Below are 16,939 nucleotides of genomic sequence, written 5' to 3' on the forward strand. Positions count from 1 at the left end.
GATAATTTTTTCACAAAGACAGGATTCCCATGTTTCTATGAATTAAAGGGTATTCCAAAAAGTTTTCTGTGAAAAACGCTGGGATATTTTTGCAAATCAAAAGTTCCCGTTCCTTTTTCGCATATAAATGTATGAGGAGCAAGCACCACACTACATAAAATGAGCAATTAGGAAGGAGCAATGAGCAATTATAAGGTCAAGGGCGCGGGCACCGCAAGCAGCGCCTGGTAAATTGAAATTTGGCGGTAAGGCGCTCGCTCTCCGCCTTTCATTCTGAACGAAGTGAAGAATCTTGTCCTTGACCTTTTTCAGAGAATTCAGGGGTGAGATTCTTCGCTGGGAAAGCAAGGCGAGCCTTGCTTTTTGTTCAGCAATGACAGTGGAAAACTATGTGCTAAACTGCAATTTGCAGTTACCTGCCCACTCTCCGCTCTTACCCTTAATTACTACTTTCTAATAGCTGATTGCTCATTTTCCATTGCCCAAAAAGTCATTCTGTACGCAGCGCGGTAACGGGGTCTTTTTTGGCAGCGCTTTTCGCGGGGAGCAGCCCGGCGATCACGGTGATGGCCACGCTGAGCAAAATCAAAAACAGAGCCGCCGGAAGCGGAAGCGAGGCGGAAAGCGCGGCTGTATCCAAAAGGCCTTGCAAAAGGGAGTTGATGGGGAAGGTCAAAAGTACCGTAACGCCCACGCCCAGCACACCGGCCAGCAGGCCGATGATAACGGTTTCCGCATTGAATACCTGGGAAATATTCCGTTTGGAAGCGCCGATCGCCCGAAGGATCCCGATCTCCTTGGTACGCTCCAGCACGGAAATATGGGTGATGATCCCGATCATAATGCTGGAAACGATCAGGGAGACCGCCACGAAGGCGATGAGCACATAGGAGATCACGTCCACAATGGTGGTGATGGAGCTGGTCAGCAGCGCCACGTAATCGGTATAGGTGATCCTGTCTTTTTCCTCCACGCCTTCGTTATACCGTTCAATGCAGGCGGAAACAGCGTCCTTGGCTTCAAAGCTGTCCGTATAAATACTGATGGAGGCCGGGGCCTCATAGCTCACCTTGCCGAAGCTTTTCATGTTGTCCTTGTAAGTGGCTCCGGCAATATACTCTTCATAAACAGACAGCAGCAGCTCTTCGTCCGGTGTTTCCGCAAGCCAGCGGTCCAGCAGGGCAGCCATAGCCGTTTCGTCCGGCTGATTGCCGCCCGGCGTCATTTCTGCCGGAGCGCCGCCGGGGGCCGGCTGGGAAGGCTCGGTTTCTGTTTTCTCTGCTTTCTGAGAATTATAATATAGGATCATGCTGTAAAAGGAGGCCTTATCGGATACCCCGAGACCGGAAAGATAGGTCTTGGCGGCTTCCGTTTTCGCGTTGTCGTCCGCCGCCTCAAAAGCCATGCCATTCAGAATGTTGACGGCTTCATCCTTTTCCTGCGCCAGTACCACAGGGCTTTCATCGGTCAGGGCAATGATGTGATCTGTCAGCAGCGAGGTGTAGGCCGCGGCGGTGGTGAGGTTGGCGTTTGCCGCGTCCCTTTTGGGACAGATCACGCCGGTCACCTTCAGCTTGATGGCATTTTCCAGAAGGGGCTCCAGCTTCAGGGCCTCCTCGCCCACATACGTGAAAAGGCCGTTTTCCTTTTCCTCATAATGCTCGCAGGCGGGCAGCAGGTAGAAGGTGTGGCTGCAAAGCTCTTCATAGGTCCAGGTGCGTTCCGGCGCTTTCCCGCTGTTCTTGATCTGCTCTGTGATCTCCTGATATTCTTCGCCGGTGAGCAGGCCCAGCTGGAAAAGAGCCTCCGCGGGGATCGAGCCGTTTTCCTCCAGCACCAGCACGATCTCATCATAAGCCTTGGGCCACGCGCCGTACAGAACATCGTAGCTGTCGGTCAGGATCCGGCTGACAACGGCGCCGCCGGTGCCGGGCATCAGCTGCGAGAAATTTTCCGCGCCGGAGGCGTTTTTGCCCATCAGAGAATTCATGCGATCCATGGCGGCTGCCGGGCCCATACTCCCGCCGGGCAGGGAAGAGCTGCCCGCCTCCTCCGGCTCGGCGTCGGAGCTTACCAATGTGCCGTCCGCGTCATAGGAGTAAACCTTGAAGCTTACGCCGTAGGTATAGGCTACGCCGTTCTCGCCGAGATACTGCCGGATCTCGCTGTCCGGATCGTCCAAATATTTTTTGAAGGCGGTCAGGTTGTTTTCCTTGATGCTGCTGGCGATCGCCTCGCTGGATTCCAGCAGGCGGGTGTCCATGGAAACCATATTGTCCGGCCGGGTTTCTTTCTCCTGAAGCATGCCGCCCCGCATACCGGCCTGCATGCCCATTAAGCCGGACATATCCACCGCCTGAGAGCCTATGGTAATGGGGTAGGAGGTCATGGTTTCCTTTTGAATATCCGCAATATAGGTGTTCACCCCGCTGGAAAGGGCCAGGATCAGCGCGATTCCGATAATGCCGATGGAACCGGCGAAGGCGGTCAAAATTGTCCTGCCCTTTTTGGTGCGCAGATTATTAAAGCTCAGGGAGAGGGAGGTCAGGAAAGACATTTTGGCTTTTCCTGTCTTTTTTCCCTCCGGTTTCGCGGGGGTCTCCTCCGGCAGGAAGGGGTCGCTGTCGCCGGTGATCTTCCCGTCCCGCAGCTTGATAATACGGGTGGAGTACTGTTGGGCAAGCTCCGGATTATGAGTGACCATGACCACCAGCCGGTCCCTGGCCACCTGCTTTAACAGCTCCATCACCTGAAGGCTGGTTTCCGTGTCCAGCGCCCCCGTGGGCTCGTCCGCCAGCAAAATTTCCGGGTTGTTTACCAAAGCCCGGGCAATGGCCACCCGCTGCATCTGCCCGCCGGAAAGCTGGTTGGGTCTTTTATGGAGCTGGCCGGCAAGTCCTACCTCCTCCAGCGCCTTTTTGGCGCGGGTTCGCCGTTCGGTACGGGAAACGCCGCCGATGGTCAGCGCCAGCTCCACGTTTTGGAGAATGGACTGATGGGGGATCAGATTGTAGCTTTGAAACACAAAACCGATGGAATGGTTCCGGTAAGAATCCCAGTCCCGGTCCTTATACTCCTTTGTGGAGACGCCGTTTATCAAAAGATCTCCGCTGTCGTACCGGTCCAGCCCGCCGATAATGTTCAGCAGCGTGGTTTTTCCGGAGCCGCTTGGGCCCAGGATCGAGACAAACTCGTTGTCCCGCAGGTTCAGCGAAACCCCGTTTAACGCCTGCTGCACCAGCTCGCCGGTACGAAATTGCTTTGAGATATTTTTTACTTGAAGCATTGGCCACTGTTCCTTCCTGTAGAGCCTGATTTTTCTCAATCTCACTCAGAATAAAGGGAAGATACAACGAAACTGTAAAGAAATTATGAAAAAATTATGAAAAAAGGCCGCCGCATTCTTGCGGCGGCAACCGTTCGTTTCATTTTGGCAAAGGAAAGCATTATCCCCGAGCAGCGGGAAGGCTTCCTGAAAATGTATTTACGCATGGTTTCCCTGCTTCAAAAAGACATAAGCGGTCTCATTGGAGTATTCCGGCGAATACCGGTAGCCCAGGCGGTCAAAGCCGCGCAGCTCCTCCAGCGCCTCCGCGCCGGTTTCCGCCAGAAAGCGCACCATTTCGCCCCGTGCCATTTTGCAAAGGGTGCCTTTTTCCAGAAGCTTTCCGTTTTGCAGCTCTCCGAAAACGCAGGTGATCAGCCGCACGGAGGCTGGAAGATACCTGGAAACACACAGGCTGTACTCTTTAGAAGCCAGGTTTATCACACAGTCCGTTTCGGAAAACAGAAAATCCGCGAGAGTATTTCCCCAAAAGGAATAGAGATCCTTTGCCTTTCCCAGGGAAAGCCGGGCCTGCATTTCCAGGCGGTAGGGAGTTACGCCGTCGAAGGGGCGCAGCACGCCGTAAAACCCGGAGAGAATGCGCAGGTGTTCCTGAAGGTAGGCAAGCGCCCGCTCAGGCATTACTCCCGGCGCCATGTACTGGTACTGGATTCCCTCATAGGCAAGCACGGCGGGGGTCAGAGAAGCGCGAAGCTCCATGTGCCGCAGGCGTTCCGCGTTCAGGGCGGCAATGGAATCATTGCAGGCCCAGAGTCTTTTCAGCTCGTCATAGGACATGCCCCTGAGCTTTTCCAAGAGCTGTTCTGTTTGCGGCAGAAAGCGGGGGAGCTCCTGCCAGGGAAGGCTGTCCATATCCACCCGCATCTTTTTTGCTGGGGCAATGATGATCTTCATGGAGCTTTTGACCGCCGTCACTTTTTCTCAGCCAGATAGGCCAGGATCTCAGCGGCGTTGGTGTCCGGCTTCACTTTGGGCATGGCCTTTTCGATCACGCCCTGCTCGTCGATCAGATAGGTAGAGCGCACCACTCCCATGCTGACCTTTCCGTAAAGCTTCTTTTCCTTCCAAACATCATACGCCTGAAGAACCTCCAGCTCCGGGTCGGAAAGCAGCAGGAAGGGGAGGTCATATTTTTGAACGAACTTCAAATGAGAAGCCACGGAATCCTTGCTGATCCCAATGACTACGATCCCCTCGGAACGAAATTCCTCATAAGCCTGAGCAAAAGCGCAGGCCTGCCTGGTACAGCCCGGAGTGTTGTCCTTGGGGTAGAAATAGAGAACCACCTTTTTCCCCAGAAAATCCGAAAGGCTTACCTTTTTTCCGGTTTGATCCTCCAACGTAAATTCCGGCGCTTTTTTTCCTGTTTCCAGCATAGTTTTTCTCTCCTTTAAATGTGATTAAGCGAATAACTTCCTCGCGGGGAAGCGGCGCTTGAACTTGCCGTGCCCTCAGCCGATCATTTTTCGCACAAGTCCGTACAGAATGGGCTTCATATTGTCAATGGTATCCGGGTTCCCCTGAATGATAGAGGAATAGCAGGTGGAGCCGATCATTTCCAGAATGACAAAAATGAGCTTAAAGAGTTCGTCCTCCGTTCTGCCCTGGGCGATACCGCTTTGTTCCACGGCGGTCATCAGCTTGTCCCAAAGAGGATCCTCCCGCAGGCTCAGCTGCCGTTCCACAATGGGCCAGGAGAAATTTCGCTGGATCAGCCGCAGGATCAGCTTGTTCCGTTTGAAATATTCAATGACATAGTCAATCAGCAGGATCACATTTTCCGTAAAATCCTTTGTTTGCCGTGCGTTGACAAATTCATAGCCCTCCGAAAGCACTCGGAAGGAGATTTGGTAGGCCAGCTGCTGCAAAAGATGCTCTTTGTCATGAAAATACAGATAAAATGTGCCCTTTGCCACATTGGCTCCCTTGGCGATCTCGTCCACAGAAGTTTTTGAAACGCCCTTTTCCAAAAAGAGGCTGTAGGCGGCGTTCAGCAGCTTTTGTTTTTTCTGTTCCTTTTTTAACTCTGTTTTTTCGCCCATGGAAAGGCCCCGTTTCTATAAAGATTTGCACTGTTCCACAAGAATATTCAGACTATCGAAAAACACTCTAACCATAAGAAACGGAAGGGGGAAGAGTGTGAGAGGGGACCACTGGGGGTGAGCGCGTCCCGGTGGGGGGAAGGTCTCCAGCTGAGACCTCCCTGACCCGTTCTCAGCTGTCGCTTCGGTTGCTGTGCCCCGGTGGGGCACGTCCAGCAATGTCTGAGCCGACAGGCGGACCCCTCTCTTGCGTTTCAATCGCAATCTATTGGAAAAATCTATGATTTTTCCAATAGGTTTAAGCGTTGCGAAAAGCATTTTCGATATGCTTAATATTGAACCACTTTTTTGAGAAAAGAGCAAGGGCTTTCTTCAGATTTATAAAAATGACCAATAGTCAATTGCTGCGCGGCTGGTTTTTCGGCGGATTGCAATATTGACTATTAGTCATTTTTGGATTATTCTTTCGGTATACATTAAATGACCAATAGTCATTAAGCGAATCCCCAGCAGCTTCACGCAGGGGACACGCAAAGCTGAAAGAAAGGAAGCGACTGTATGGAACGATTTGCCCGTTGGGTGGTCAAGCGCAGAAAGCTGGTGCTGCTTCTGGCTGTTCTGCTGTTGATCCCTTCGGTGGTGGGGGCGGTAGGAACTTATGTAAACTACGATATCCTCACTTACCTGCCGAAAGAGCTGGAATCTGTCATAGGAGAAAGGTATCTGGAGGAGGATTTCAACATGGCCTCGGTCTCCATGATCACGGTGGAGAATATGACTGCGGCGGATACCTTGACGCTGAAAGAAGAGCTTTCTGGAATCGAAGGGGTACAAAGCGTCCTGTGGGTGAGCGATTTGGTCGATGTTTCCACTCCAAAGGAAATGCTGCCTTCCGATCTGCAAAGGTTTTTCTACAACGATAGCGGCGCGACCATGCTGATCGTGCGGTTTGAAAACCCCAGCGCGCATGAAACTACTATGGCGGCGCAGCGGGAGATCAAAAGCCTGCTGCGTGAGAATTGCTTTATTGGTGGAATGTCCGCGATTCTGGAGGATACCCGGGCCCTGGTGCAGGAGGAAATGCCGCTGTATATCCTTTGCGCCGTAGGCGCTTCCCTGCTGATCCTGTTTCTCAGCATGAAGGAAACGGTGATCCCCCTGCTGTTTATGTTGGGCATGGTGTTTCCCATCGCCTATAATTTCGGCACCAATATTTTTCTGGGGGAGATCAGCTATATTACTGAGGCGCTGGCCACTGTGCTGCAGCTTGGCGTAACTATGGACTTCTCCATTTTCCTGCTGCACCGCTTTGAAGAAGAGCGAAGCGGCGGGCTGGACGATGAAACGGCCATGGTTCGTGCCATCGGAAAAACCTTTTCCTCCATTTCCGCAAGCTCGCTCACTACCATTGCCGGGTTTCTGGCGCTGTGCACCATGCGCCTGACGTTAGGCAGAGATATCGGGATCGTAATGGCAAAGGGCGTGTTTTTAGGCGTGGCATGCACCCTCACCATTTTACCCGCGCTGATCATGACCTTCCGGCGCTCCATTCAAAGGCACACTCATCCCACCTTCATCCCAAAGCTGACACGTACCGCGGGCTTTGTGGTGAAAAGGCGGGTGCCGATTCTGCTGATTTTTATTTTTCTATTTTTCCCCTTTGCCATTGCGCAGGCAAAAACGCCGGTCTATTATACCATCACCGATTCTCTGCCCCAGGACCTTCCGGGCATTGCGGGTACCAGCCGGCTGAAGGACGATTTTGACATGACCACCTCTCACTTTATCATGGTGGACGAAAACCTGGCGCCGCAGAAGCTGCAAGGCCTCACAGCGGAGCTGGAACAGGTGGAAGGGATCCATCAGGTTTTAAGCTATGAAAAGTTTTTGGGCGCGGGGATCCCGGAGGAATTCCTGCCGGAAGAGGCAAAGGAAATTTTTGAGGCGGGCGGGCGCAGGCTGATCCTGGCGAATTCCTCTTACCAAAGCGGTACAGAGGAGCAGAACCGCCAGCTTACAGAGCTTCAGACGGTGGTGAAGCGTTATGACCCGGCGGGCGTTATCACCGGTGAAGGCGCTATGACGAAGGACCTGATCAAAGTGGCTGATGTGGATTTCCGCAATGTCAATATCACCAGCATTTTAGTGGTTTTTCTCATTATTGCCCTGACCTTCCGTTCCGCTTCCGTGCCGGTGCTTCTGGTAGCGGCCATTGAAAGCGGCATTATGATCAATTTGGGAATTCCCTATTTTACCGGGCAGACCCTGCCCTTTATCGCCAGCATCGTGATCGGCACCATTCAGCTGGGCGCCACAGTGGATTACGCCATTTTAATGACTACCCGCTTTCGGGAGGAAATGAACGCGGGCCATGATGCCAGGGAAGCGGCGCGGATCGCGGTAGAGCAGTGCAGCCAAAGCATTCTCACCAGCGGGCTGACCTTCTTTGCCGCCACCTTCAGTGTATCACTGGTATCAAAAATGGAGCTTTTAGGCAGTCTGTGCCGGCTCATCAGCCGAGGCGCGCTGCTGAGCATGGCAGTCATTTTGCTGGTGCTGCCCGCGCTGCTGGTGTTTACCGCTCCGATCTTGAAAAAAACCACTTTTCACTGGACGAATCCTACTGAAATAAAAGAAGGAGATTGATTGTATGAAACGTGCCAAGAAACTCTTTTCCATTCTGCTGTCCACACTGCTGCTTCTAACCTGCTCTGCTCCGGCGGTTGCCGCAGGGCCCGTACCAGCGAAGAAAGACGAAACCGCTTATGTTATTTTGAATCAGGACGGCACCGTACAGAAGCAGATCGTCAGCGACTGGCTGCACAGTGACAACGGTTTTCACAATGTGCGGGATAAAAGCGGTCTTAAGGAAATTGAAAATCTGAAAAGCAATACCCAGCCGGTTTTCCGGGACGGAGAATTGATTTGGAACACAGAAGAAACAGATCTCTACTATCGGGGTGAAACAAATGCCGAGCCTCCTGTAACCGCGGAGATCCGCTACACACTGGACGGAAAAGAACTTGCCCCCGAAGAGCTTGTGGGAAAAAGCGGACATTTGACTATGGCGGTGAAGCTGACGAATCAGGAAACGGAAACCATAAAAATCGGCGGAAAAAACCGCACGGTCTGCACGCCTTTTTTGACCGTGTGCGCCGCCTTGCTGCCGGCGGATTCCTATCAAAATGTGAGCGCTGAGCACGGCGCGGTACAAACAGATTCCAAAACACAGCTTGCCTGTTTTCTGGCGCTTCCCGGCGTCAGGGATTCCATTTCCGGACTGCTGCCTGATGACCTGCAGGAGCTGGAGGAGGCTCTTTTAGACGAGTTTACTATTGAGGCTGATGTAACACAGTGTGAAATGCCGACCTTCCTGTTTGCCGCCGCGCCTGGCAGGAAAGCTCTGCTGGAGGAGCTGGATACCGATCAGCTGAAGAATACGCTGAACGAACTGACAGACGCCACAGAGCAATTACAGGACGGCACGGTGGAGCTGGACGATGCCGTAGGCACGCTGGTGGAAAAGCTGGGTGAATTTGCCGATGGCTACAGCCAATTTGACGAAGGGATCTCAACAGCGGTGGAAGGCGCCGATCAACTGGCGGAGGGCGGCAGAAACCTGCTGGACAACGCCGAGATCCTTTCTGAAAAATCCGGGGAGCTGGCCGCCGGAGCGGAGCAGCTGAGAAACGGTGCGGTAGGCTTATCCGATCAGCTGAATACTCAATTAGTGCCAGCCCTGACTGCCGCCGCTGGGCAAAAAGATGCTTTGCAAAACAAAATGGCTGGTTTATCCGCCCAGTTAAACGGCTTGACGATCCCCGATACCTCCGGCCTGAAGACACAGCTTTCCGCCGGAGTGGGCCAGGTTTTTGACGGGGCGGCGTACAGGGCGGCAAAGGCCGCTGCCACTGCCACGGGAGAGGTGGTTTCTCAGCAGCTTTCCGGCGCTCTGAGCGGGGTGCAGCAGGCTATCCCTGAAAAGTCCGCGGAAATCGTTGATGCGGTACAGGGCGCGGATCTGCAGGTTCTACAGCAGGTGCTCTCCTCCGGAGAGCTGGGTCTGACCGCAGAGCAGCAGAGCGCTATTCTCGCCGCGGCGCAAAGCGGTATGGACAGCACAAAAGAGACCCTGACTGCCGGTGTCGCGCAGGGCATTACCTCTACACTGCCCGAAGGGCTGCTTTCCGGGAACCCTGTTTCAGAAGAGGCGGCAGAACAGATCGCCTCGGCTGTGTGCGGCTCAGAACAAATGCAGGCGGCAAGGGCTGGGGCGGTGTCCCAGGTAGCGGCCGGGGTTCCGGAGCTGGATACCTCTTCCTTCCAAACCCTGCTGGGGGAATTCAAAACACTTTCCGCCGAAGCTTCCTCTATGCTGGGCCAGGTGGATACCCTCACCGCCGCATTGTACAATGCGAGCGATCCTGCTAGTCAGAAAACAGTGGTAGGAGCGGCAAACGCCCTGGCGGAAGGCGCGGAAAATCTGAATGCCGGAACAGACGCCCTTCTGGGCGGCACCACCGCTTTCGCTTCTGGGGTACGTCAGCTTTCCGGCGGTGCCGATTCCCTCTCCTCCGGGCTGGATCTTCTTGCCGATTCCAGTAAAACAGTGACGGACTCCATTTCCCAGTTCCAAAGCGGCGGAGAAGGACTGAAGGAGGGCACGGGAAAGTTAAAGGACGGCATGGAGGAATTTTCGGAAAAAGCCATTGACAGGTTGACAAACGCCGTGGATCCCGATTCCGATCTGGCGAAGGTTTTGGAAGCCATGTCAGACCGTGCGGAACGCTTTGAAGGTACAGGCTGTGGAGAAGAGATGGAGCACACCGTAAAATATGTCATGCGCACAGGCGCGTTTCAGAATGTCCCTAAGGCAGACAGCGGGGAAGGGGAGCGATCCTCTTCTTCAGAAACAACAGCTTCCGCTCCGGCGGAAGAAACCTTCTGGGATCGGGTGAAGGGACTGTTTAACTGAGAAAAAAGGGGTGGCAAATGAAACAGACGAAACAAGCCCTGGCAGAATCGCTGAAGGAGCTGCTGAAGCGAAAACCCCTGGAGCGGATCACCGTAAAGGATATTGTGAGCGGCTGCGGAATTAACCGCCAAAGCTTTTACTACCACTTTTGCGATGTATATGATCTGATGGAATGGACGTTGGAGGAGGATATTCGAAAGTTTTTCGAGGCGCTTTCCGATCCGCCGGAGAACTGGCAGGAAAAGGTCAGATTGCTGTTTCGCTACTTTTATGAAAACAGGCTTATGCTCCTGCGGGGCTATGAGCCGAAAAGCCAGAAGCGCTACCGGCAGGTGCTGGAAAAATGGTTTCTTCCCATTTTGGAAGAGCAGATGGCGCTTTGTCCGCAAGCGGCAGGGGTTCCGCAAAGTCAAAAGGAATTTCTTGTGAAGGTATACGCCTGGGGCTTTGCCAGCCTTTGCCTGGAATGGGTGGAGCGGGGGCTGCCGGACGAAAACAAGGTGAATTTAGAGTATTATTTTCTTTTGCTGACCGGAAGCCTCAGCGATGCGTTGGGTCGCTTCCTCAAAGTAAAATAGCTTTTATGACAGAGGGTTCTCTGTGTCTGGTTTTTTGACACGGAGAATCCTTTGTCGATTGCTGGCCTTTTTTGTCGATGGTATTCTGTAGGTAAATCACAGGAAAGGAACGATATCGTTTGAATACCTCAAACAAAATGGTGCAGTTTTGGTTAAAGCAGGCCTTCAGCTACATTGAGAGAGAGCCGGAGAAAAATCTGCCCAAGCTGATGGATTGGGTGGACAAATTCGCCCCGGAAGGGGAAAAAGGCTTTCCGGTACAGCGCGCGGCGTTTCGCCGTGTGATCGAAGACCCGGAAAACAACATGCACCAGCTGATGAAGCGCATTTTCACAGAAACGGACCCTAAGGTTTTGAAAAAAATATTTGAGGCTTTTATCCTAAACGGCAATCTGGTGGGCTGGCCCAAGCAGGAGGAAATGCGGGAAAAATACGGCTGCAACATTCCCTGGGCAATTCTTTTAGACCCCACCTCCGCCTGCAATTTGCACTGTACCGGCTGCTGGGCGGCGGAATACGGCAACAAGCTGAATCTTACCTTTGATGAGATCGATTCCATTATCAGCCAGGGAAAAGAGCTGGGAGTGTACATTTACATCTATACCGGCGGGGAGCCCATGGTGCGGAAAAACGATTTGATCGCTCTCTGCCGCAAGCATAACGACTGTCAGTTCCTGTGCTTCACCAATGCCACGCTGATCGATGAAGAATTCGCCGATACCATGCTGGACGTGGGAAATTTCCTGCCCGCTATCAGCGTGGAGGGCTTTGAAGAAGCAACGGACGGCCGCCGTGGAAACGGCACCTTCCAAAAGGTCACGGCCGCTATGGAGCTTTTAAAGCGGAAACGTTTGCCCTTTGGCATCAGCTGCTGCTATACCAGCCAGAACCTGGATTCCATTTCCAGCGGGGAATACTTTGACCAGATGATAGACTGGGGCGCTTCCTTTGTGTGGTATTTCCACTACATGCCCGTGGGCAATGACGCTGTGCCCGCTCTGATGCCTTCCCCGGAGCAGCGGGAATTCATGTATCACAGAATTCGGGAAGCGCGAAAAACAAAGCCCATTTTCGCCATGGATTTTCAGAACGATGGAGAATTTGTAGGCGGCTGTATTGCCGGCGGAAGGCGGTACTTCCATATCAATGCCAATGGCGATTGCGACCCCTGTGTGTTTATCCATTATTCCAACGCCAATATTCGGGAAATGACTTTGCTGGAGGTACTGAGGTCTCCCATTTTCATGGCGTACCATGATGAGCAGCCCTTTAACAAGAATCATTTAAGGCCTTGCCCCATGCTGGAAAATCCGGAGCGGCTGAAAGCCATGGTTCACGCCACCGGTGCGGTCTCTACAGACCTGCAGTCTCCGGAAACGGTGGAGCACCTCTGCGAAAAGTGCAAAGCATACGCAAAAAACTGGACTCCCACAGCGGAGAAGCTGTGGGAAACCAGCCAAAAGAAAAAAGAATAACGGAGAAGTGTTTTTTCTTGTCTGCTCTGCAAAATGAAAACCCGGAAGGCCATAATAGCTTCCGGGTTTTTGTGGCTTGTGGAAAAGCATGGAAAGGCAGATTTCCTATGATCTGCTTTTTCAAAGCTCAGAAAGCAGTTTCAGCATCTCGTCCCGAATTCTATCATAGTAAACAATGCGGCGCATGGCGTTTTCGGCCTCTGAAACGCCCAGCGCCCGCTCCTCCAGGTCGAGGCCGGATCCCAGGGCGCGCTCCAGATTATAGGCCAGCCAGTCCAGCCTTACCATGTTACCATCGTGCAGAATCGCCCAATCTTCAGGAAGCGCTCCTCCGGCTGCCCGATAAGCCGTAACAAAAGCACGGAGAAGCTCAGGCCGAAGCTCCAGAAAATCACATCCTGCCCAGTTCAGGGCGGCTTCATAAAGCTCCAGATACGGGCTGCCGTAGGAAAGGCATTCCAGGTCGATCACCCGATAGGCGCCGCCGTTCCACAGCACGTTTTTGGGGTCAAGATCATTGTGGCAGATGGCAGCCGCGCGGGGGAGAAAGGGGAGAGCGGAGTTTCCCCGCTCCTGAAGCAGACACAGCAGAGAGCGGTGAGGCTTCACCTCCGAAAACAACTCCCGGTTTTCCTTCTCCAGCCGAAGGAGAAGCTGATCCCAATCGATCGCTTCCGGTTTCTGAGAAACCGGCACGGCTTTGAGAGAAAGGCCATGAATGCGGGCGAGAGTTTTGCCGATCTCTTTGCAGTGGAATTCCCGAACCTCCCCGGCGGTCAGGGCCGTTCCCTCAAACCACGGAAATACATAAAAGTATTGCCCCTCAAGCTTTTGCAGCTTTTTGCCGTGGAAGGAAAGGGCGGGCAGAATGGGAAGCTTTTCCCGCTCCAGCAAAGCCTCCAGCTGTTCTGCCGCCGCGTAATTGGAAAGCGCGTCCTCCCGCGCCATAATGTCGGGGTTCAAAAGCTTTACGGCATAGCGCCCCTTTTCGGTAAACAGGGATTCCATGCGGTGCAAAAAGCCGCCGGTCAGCCGGGTCGGCGGGGCGAGAAGGGCGCCCAGGCCCAGCTCTTCACAAATCATCTGGTGGATCATCTTATTCATGAGGCTTCTCTCCGGTCGATTTGAGGCAGCATAGTAAAATGTCCTTACAAATAGAAAGATTGTCCCTCTTTTTTCGGGCGCAGATCGGAAGGCAGCAGGGAGTAAAGGGAAACGTCCACAATGCCCTTGTCCGGCCAGTAAAAGCCCTCCCGAATGGTGCCTTCCTTCTGAAAGCCGCAGCGCTCCAGCACCAGGATCCCCCGGTAATTGATAGGCAGCACATAAGCCTGGATTCGGTGCAGCTCTACCTTCTCCATCAGATATTCCGTTACCTCCCGCACCGCGCCGGAGGCATAGCCCTTCCCGAGAAACCGTCGGCTCAGGGTAAAGCGTATGGTGGCGGTTTCCACCTGGGGATCGATGTCAAAGATCTCAAAAACGCCTACCAGCTGGTGATTCCCCTCGTTTCCGTAGATCCCCAGCACCACGGCCTTCTTTTCCCGGAACAGCGCCTCCGCCTGCCGCAGCTTCGGGGCGCATTCCGAAAAAGAGCGCAAAGCGGCGGTGGGCGCAAAGCGATAATTCTCATCGTCTCCCATAATTTCCCACAGGGCTCTCAGGTCCAGCTCCGTCATGCGGGATAACGTGACTTTTTCACCCGTAATAAACGGAAAGCTGGAAAACAGCAGACTGGTTTTCATAGTATGGATACTCCTTAGCTTACAAGAAACTTGCGTTTGTTTTCGAAACCGTCCCGCAGATCATTCCAATAAGGAAAGAAGCTGCAAGGGCGTTTCCGCATGGATCGCGTCCGGAACCGTGCCGAAGCCGTACCCTGCGTGCAGGAAAGGAACACCCGCCTGCTTCGCGGCGTCCCGGTCTATTTCCGTGTCTCCGATATAAACAGGTTTTTTCAAATGATTGCGCTGCACCACCAGCTGAATATTTTCTCCCTTTTGCAGGCCCGTTTCCCCGCTGCACTCGAAGTCCTTAAAATAAGAAGCAAGGCGGTGGGCTTCCAGAAAAGCGGGAATATAGCCCTTGTTGCAGTTGCTCACAATAAAGAGCGGCGCCTTTGCGGAAAGCTCTGTGAGAAGAGCTTCGATCCCCTCGTACAGCCGCCCGCCGTGTTCACGAAGGTATTCATTTTCCACTTGGCAGCAAAGCTCAAATAGCTCCAACCCCCGTTCGGTGGAAAGATAGGGGAAAAGCTTTGCCATTAGCGGAACGGCGGTCATTCCCATAACGCACTCCAGCTCCTTCACGGTGGGTGGGCGCTTCACGTCCGGAATATCCTTCAAAGCGAGCTGCCAGGAAATGGCGGTGGGCTCAGCGGCGTCCCACAGGGTGCCGTCCAGGTCAAACAGGATCCCATCATATTTCATAGTGATAACTCCCTTTTTAAGTAGTTTTGGGTATAGGGACAAATCTCAATGCACTTTCCGCAAAGAGTGATTTCTTTTCCCGTGCGCTCCAGCGCCAGCCTTCTTGCGGCCCGGCGGCAGCTTTCCACGTCCACCAGCCGTTCCCGTTCCACAGCAGTTTCCCACGGCGTGCCGGTAATGGCGCTTCCCGGGCAGGCGTTTTTACACCGTTCACAGCCTCCGCAACGGGAAGAAGAAATGGGAACTCCTACCCAGTCAAAAGCGGCGTCGGTCAGTACGGAACTGAGCCTTACGGCAGGGCCGAATTCCGGCGTGACCAGAAGCGCCGATTTTCCGATCCACCCCAGTCCGGAGCGGGTGGCGCAGGTCTTATGAGGTATGGCGGTGCGGTATCCGGCTTTTTCCACCACGATGGTAGTAGTCTGCGCCTGCGCCTGAAAGCCCCTTTTCTCCAGATACCTGGCGGCAAATTCGGCCAATGCGTCCAGCCGGGCGTTTAAGGTGTGGTAAGCCTCATAATACTCTATGGTTGGCCCTTCCGCAATGCCATGTACGGTCTCTGCTGGAAGCTTCACTGCCAGGGAAACGCAACGGCTGAATGGGGAAGATGTTTCTCCGATTCCCTTCAAATCGCCAAAACCAACCAGATCCGCGCCCTTTTCCAGCAGTAACGCCCTCAGCTCTTGTGTAGAGATCATACTGGTTTCCCTCCAAGAAAATCATAGGGCGTGTTCTGATACACGAAATAGTTCAACCAGTTGGAAACAAGCAGATGGGCGTTGCTTCGCCAGGTAAAGGGCGGCGTTTTGGTATCGTCGTCGTCCGGAAAGTAATGGTAGGGGATCTTGGGATTCAGCCCGCGGTTGATATCCCGGAAATACTCCTTTGCCAGGGTATCCCTGTCGTACTCGGCGTGCCCTGTCACAAAAAACTGCCGTCCGCTTCGCTCCGCCGCGATATGCAGCCCCGCCAGATCGGAAACCGCCAGAGGAATCAACTCCGGGTGATTTTTGACGTCCTCCAGCAAAACCTCGGTATAGCGGGAGTGCGGGGCAAAATAATTGTCGTCAAAGCCACGCATCAGCGGGTGATAGGGATTCAGCACCGTGTGGTTATAAATACCGCTGAGCTTTTCAGGCAGCGGGTGCTTCTGAATTCCATAATGATAATAGAGGCCGGCCTGAGCGCCCCAGCAAATGTGAAGCACGGAATACACGTGGGTTTTGCTCCACTCCATAATGGCGCACATTTCTTCCCAGTAATCCACCTCTTCAAAAGGAAGCTGTTCCACTGGGGCGCCGGTGATAATCAGTCCGTCAAACTTTTCCGCCTTTACATCGGAGAAGGTCTTATAAAAGGTATTGAGATGGGAGGCGCTGGTGTTCTTGCTCACATGGCTGGCAGTGTGCAGCAGCTCCACGTCCACCTGCAGGGGAGTATTGCCCAAAAGCCGAAGAAGCTGCGTTTCGGTTTCCAGCTTGGTGGGCATCAAATTCAAAATAGCGATCCGCAGCGGACGAATATCCTGCCCGGCCGCCCGTTCATGGGTCATTACAAAAATATTTTCCGATTCCAGTACCTCTACAGCGGGCAGCTCAGCCCGAATACGGATAGGCATATTGACACGACCTTTCCAAGTACTCCCATATTTTGGGGAAAATGAAAGAAAGTAAGGATTTTCATGAAAAGAACTTGCTTTTCGGGGAAAGAATATGCTATACTACAACCACTCCGTGTAATGCGGAGCTGTCCGTTTCCTTTTAATAGGGAAAGCGGCAGGGCTATTATATCACAGAAGACCGTCGATTGTACAGGATTCTTGTAAAGTTTTCTGCGGCGATCTATAGGAAAGTCCTCCGGTCAAAAACTTTTTTCAAAAAAAGGTAAAAAAGGTGTTGACAGAAGGGAGTGGTATGTGATAAGATAGTCGAGCACTCAAGCGAGGGGAACTGAGTTTGGGAGTAGAGCTCGAAGGAGATCGGAGTTGAGAGCGGAGCTGGTCGAGAAGACTGGAAGCCGCGAAGGCGCTGAGGGAGAGCGAGCGAATGGACCTTGAAAATTAAACAACGAGACGAAAGAAGGACCCGTGAATTC

General features: G+C 53.2%; 13 protein-coding genes. 4 read left to right on the forward strand and 9 right to left on the reverse strand.

Translation table 11 applies throughout. The features are described 5' to 3' along the window. Positions 1-490: 490 nt before the first annotated feature. From U8T64_RS13030 to U8T64_RS13045, 4 genes are all read right to left on the reverse strand, one after another. On the reverse strand, positions 491-3,286 hold the full coding sequence (locus U8T64_RS13030) for an ABC transporter ATP-binding protein/permease (RefSeq protein WP_322184154.1): 2,796 nt from the start codon (positions 3,284-3,286) through the stop codon (positions 491-493). Between the two features lie 198 nt (positions 3,287-3,484). Then, positions 3,485-4,240 carry a peroxide stress protein YaaA gene (gene yaaA / locus U8T64_RS13035; RefSeq protein WP_322184156.1) on the reverse strand — a complete coding sequence of 252 codons (756 nt, stop codon included), beginning with the start codon at positions 4,238-4,240 and terminating at the stop codon, positions 3,485-3,487. A 17-nt stretch (positions 4,241-4,257) separates the two neighbouring features. After that, a complete protein-coding gene (gene bcp, locus U8T64_RS13040) occupies positions 4,258-4,722 on the reverse strand; it encodes a thioredoxin-dependent thiol peroxidase (protein ID WP_322184157.1) in 465 nt (154 codons plus the stop codon). Positions 4,723-4,797: 75 nt separating this feature from the next. After that, positions 4,798-5,388, reverse strand: coding sequence for a TetR/AcrR family transcriptional regulator (locus U8T64_RS13045; protein ID WP_322184158.1), 591 nt, complete (start codon positions 5,386-5,388; stop codon positions 4,798-4,800). A 558-nt stretch (positions 5,389-5,946) separates the two neighbouring features. Between U8T64_RS13045 and U8T64_RS13050 the strand changes: the two genes are divergently transcribed. The 4 genes from U8T64_RS13050 to U8T64_RS13065 all read left to right on the forward strand — a co-directional run bounded on the left by U8T64_RS13050 (position 5,947) and on the right by U8T64_RS13065 (position 12,416). Beyond that, on the forward strand, positions 5,947-8,034 hold the full coding sequence (locus U8T64_RS13050; protein WP_322184160.1) for an efflux RND transporter permease subunit: 2,088 nt from the start codon (positions 5,947-5,949) through the stop codon (positions 8,032-8,034). 4 nt (positions 8,035-8,038) lie between these two features. Next, positions 8,039-10,363, forward strand: a complete 2,325-nt coding sequence (locus U8T64_RS13055) for a hypothetical protein (RefSeq protein ID WP_322184162.1) — start codon at positions 8,039-8,041, stop codon at positions 10,361-10,363. Positions 10,364-10,380: 17 nt separating this feature from the next. Further along, positions 10,381-10,941: a TetR/AcrR family transcriptional regulator gene (locus U8T64_RS13060; protein ID WP_322184164.1), complete on the forward strand. Its 561-nt coding sequence runs from the start codon at positions 10,381-10,383 to the stop codon at positions 10,939-10,941. 119 nt (positions 10,942-11,060) lie between these two features. Then, positions 11,061-12,416: a radical SAM/SPASM domain-containing protein gene (locus U8T64_RS13065; protein WP_322184166.1), complete on the forward strand. Its 1,356-nt coding sequence runs from the start codon at positions 11,061-11,063 to the stop codon at positions 12,414-12,416. A 120-nt stretch (positions 12,417-12,536) separates the two neighbouring features. Here U8T64_RS13065 and U8T64_RS13070 read toward each other — a convergent pair whose 3' ends face one another. Genes U8T64_RS13070 through metA form a run of 5 tightly spaced genes read right to left on the reverse strand, consistent with a single transcriptional unit; the run spans position 12,537 to position 16,463 of the window. Continuing rightward, positions 12,537-13,520 carry a phosphotransferase enzyme family protein gene (locus U8T64_RS13070; protein WP_322184168.1) on the reverse strand — a complete coding sequence of 328 codons (984 nt, stop codon included), beginning with the start codon at positions 13,518-13,520 and terminating at the stop codon, positions 12,537-12,539. 44 nt (positions 13,521-13,564) lie between these two features. Further along, positions 13,565-14,161: a GNAT family N-acetyltransferase gene (locus tag U8T64_RS13075; RefSeq protein ID WP_322184170.1), complete on the reverse strand. Its 597-nt coding sequence runs from the start codon at positions 14,159-14,161 to the stop codon at positions 13,565-13,567. Between the two features lie 60 nt (positions 14,162-14,221). After that, the gene (locus tag U8T64_RS13080) at positions 14,222-14,845 is read right to left on the reverse strand and encodes an HAD family hydrolase (protein WP_322184171.1); all 624 of its coding nucleotides are present in this window, start codon (positions 14,843-14,845) and stop codon (positions 14,222-14,224) included. Further along, positions 14,842-15,543 carry a 4Fe-4S double cluster binding domain-containing protein gene (locus U8T64_RS13085; RefSeq protein WP_322184173.1) on the reverse strand — a complete coding sequence of 234 codons (702 nt, stop codon included), beginning with the start codon at positions 15,541-15,543 and terminating at the stop codon, positions 14,842-14,844. The genes U8T64_RS13080 and U8T64_RS13085 overlap by 4 nt, the downstream gene beginning before the upstream one ends. Beyond that, positions 15,540-16,463, reverse strand: a complete 924-nt coding sequence (metA, locus tag U8T64_RS13090; protein ID WP_322184175.1) for a homoserine O-acetyltransferase MetA — start codon at positions 16,461-16,463, stop codon at positions 15,540-15,542. The genes U8T64_RS13085 and metA overlap by 4 nt, the downstream gene beginning before the upstream one ends. Between the last annotated feature and the right edge of the window lie 476 nt (positions 16,464-16,939).

Origin of the sequence: Neglectibacter caecimuris (assembly GCF_034335015.1) — a bacterium.
Taxonomy (GTDB): domain Bacteria; phylum Bacillota; class Clostridia; order Oscillospirales; family Acutalibacteraceae; genus Acutalibacter; species Acutalibacter caecimuris_A.

Bases quoted from the DNA above. Each gene is read 5' to 3' on its own strand.
- bcp (WP_322184157.1), bottom strand. From the start codon at position 4,722: ATGCTGGAAACAGGAAAAAAAGCGCCGGAATTTACGTTGGAGGATCAA.
- U8T64_RS13070 (WP_322184168.1), bottom strand. From the start codon at position 13,520: ATGAATAAGATGATCCACCAGATGATTTGTGAAGAGCTGGGCCTGGGC.
- U8T64_RS13060 (WP_322184164.1), top strand. From the start codon at position 10,381: ATGAAACAGACGAAACAAGCCCTGGCAGAATCGCTGAAGGAGCTGCTG.
- U8T64_RS13045 (WP_322184158.1), bottom strand. From the start codon at position 5,388: ATGGGCGAAAAAACAGAGTTAAAAAAGGAACAGAAAAAACAAAAGCTG.
- U8T64_RS13075 (WP_322184170.1), bottom strand. From the start codon at position 14,161: ATGAAAACCAGTCTGCTGTTTTCCAGCTTTCCGTTTATTACGGGTGAA.
- U8T64_RS13050 (WP_322184160.1), top strand. From the start codon at position 5,947: ATGGAACGATTTGCCCGTTGGGTGGTCAAGCGCAGAAAGCTGGTGCTG.
- U8T64_RS13080 (WP_322184171.1), bottom strand. From the start codon at position 14,845: ATGAAATATGATGGGATCCTGTTTGACCTGGACGGCACCCTGTGGGAC.
- U8T64_RS13030 (WP_322184154.1), bottom strand. From the start codon at position 3,286: ATGCTTCAAGTAAAAAATATCTCAAAGCAATTTCGTACCGGCGAGCTG.
- U8T64_RS13055 (WP_322184162.1), top strand. From the start codon at position 8,039: ATGAAACGTGCCAAGAAACTCTTTTCCATTCTGCTGTCCACACTGCTG.
- metA (WP_322184175.1), bottom strand. From the start codon at position 16,463: ATGCCTATCCGTATTCGGGCTGAGCTGCCCGCTGTAGAGGTACTGGAA.
- yaaA (WP_322184156.1), bottom strand. From the start codon at position 4,240: ATGAAGATCATCATTGCCCCAGCAAAAAAGATGCGGGTGGATATGGAC.
- U8T64_RS13085 (WP_322184173.1), bottom strand. From the start codon at position 15,543: ATGATCTCTACACAAGAGCTGAGGGCGTTACTGCTGGAAAAGGGCGCG.